Source organism: Oribacterium sp. P9 (assembly GCF_046365365.1).
GTDB lineage: Bacteria > Bacillota > Clostridia > Lachnospirales > Lachnospiraceae > Oribacterium.
The window spans coordinates 1-1,570 of the sequence record NZ_JBKEIS010000045.1; the positions used below are offsets into that span (position 1 = coordinate 1).

General features: G+C 52.7%; 2 protein-coding genes. Both read left to right on the top strand.

Going from position 1 to position 1,570, the window contains the following annotated elements; genetic code table 11:
• Window positions 1-201: 201 nt before the first annotated feature.
• Window positions 202-675 (top strand): DUF6431 domain-containing protein, encoded by a 474-nt coding sequence (locus tag ACK8P7_RS10910; RefSeq protein WP_410044225.1) that lies wholly within the window; start codon window positions 202-204, stop codon window positions 673-675.
• Window positions 676-750: 75 nt separating this feature from the next.
• Window positions 751-1,563 (top strand): DDE-type integrase/transposase/recombinase, encoded by an 813-nt coding sequence (locus tag ACK8P7_RS10915; RefSeq protein ID WP_410044224.1) that lies wholly within the window; start codon window positions 751-753, stop codon window positions 1,561-1,563.
• The last annotated feature ends 7 nt before the right edge of the window (window positions 1,564-1,570 follow it).

Below are 1,570 nucleotides of genomic sequence, written 5' to 3' on the forward strand. Positions count from 1 at the left end.
ATTGACTTCGGGCTGATCTGCTTGCGTGTCACGAGATTGATCTATATACTGTCATGAGATTAAAAAGAAAGAAGGTCCGGGGTACCCTCTTTGTACGTCGTGTCCCCCGAACCTCTGGTATCAAAACCATGTTCAGTGTATCAAACTTCGAGCTCAGACACAATGAGGTAAACGGTTTTTTATGTTGAGAGCAATGATGCCATCCCTCCGTGCCCGTCCTGTCGTGGCAAGCTGGTCTACCGTGATCGCAAGCGCCGTATCATGAAGGGCGAAGGCGGTACCCGCAAGTGGCTGATGATCCGCCGGTTCCGGTGCAGCAAATGCATGAAGCTTCACAATGAACTGCCTGGTGTGGTGCTGCCGTATAAGCACTACGACAGTGAGGTGATCAGCGGCGTTCTCGAAAAGGTCGTCACACCGGATGACCTGGATTCCGAAGACTACCCATGTGGTGAGACTATGCTGCTCTGGCTCCAGTGGCTGCAGAAGAATCTGGAGCGCATCGAGGGATATCTCCGCGCTGTGGCGTATGAGCTGTCCGACTACGACAGCCGCATTCTTCATGTCGGTGCATCATTGCTCGCCTCTCTCCAAAAATCAAACAGACGGTGGCTGGAACAGGTCATCCGGACGATCTACAACAGTGGTGGGTTTCTGGTCCCGTTCCGGCGATGAATCTATGCACCTACTTTTGTTTTCCGGTCACAGATCATGACGGTATAGTGAGCTTCATGAAGGAGGTTTACTACCATGATGACGAAAAACAAAGACTGGCAGGACGAGGTCGCGCTCCAGCGCTACACTATGATTACACCACTCCTTTCGGAGGACCTCGATAATGCAAAGCGCATAGCGATGCGGGAAAAGATCGCACAGGACAACTTAACGACCGCAAGATCGCTCTACCGATACAAAAAGGCATACCGTGAAAACGGGTTTCAGGGGCTTCGACCGACGGATCGCCAGAAGCGGCGCTCTCAGGCGCTGCCGGAAAACTTCGATGAACTTCTCAACGAAGCCATCCAGCTCCGACGGGAAGTTCCCGAGCGCTCGGTGGAACAGCTGATACTGATCCTCGAGATGGAAGGGCGGGTCGCTCCGGGTGTGCTGAAACGCTCGACATTGGAGAGGCATCTCTACAATGCCGGCTTCGGTTCAGAGCATCTGCGGACCTACAAGGATGCACGGGAGAGCTCCTCGAAGCGCTTCTGCAAGCCACACCGTATGATGCTGATCCAGGGAGACATCAAGTATGGGCCACTGCTTCCAATCGGAAAACGCGGAGCCAAGGTCAAGACCTACCTGTCGTCGGCGATAGACGATCATTCGAGGTTTGTCATTGCCTCGAAGTTTTACGCCTCTCAGGAGGAAGAGGTTGTAGAAGATACCTTCCGGTCCGTGCTGCTTCGTGCAGGAGCATTTGACCGATGCTACTTTGATAACGGTTCTCAGTACGTCGCAAAGCAACTGAAGCTGTCGCTGGCAAAGCTTGGTATCTCGATCTCGCATGCGCCGGTAAGGAGCGGGAAGTCGAAAGGTTATGACAAGATATCTATTATGTAAAGAAATG

Excerpts from the sequence above, each read along its gene's own strand:
- ACK8P7_RS10915 (WP_410044224.1), top strand. The coding sequence starts at position 751 with ATGATGACGAAAAACAAAGACTGGCAGGACGAGGTCGCGCTCCAGCGC.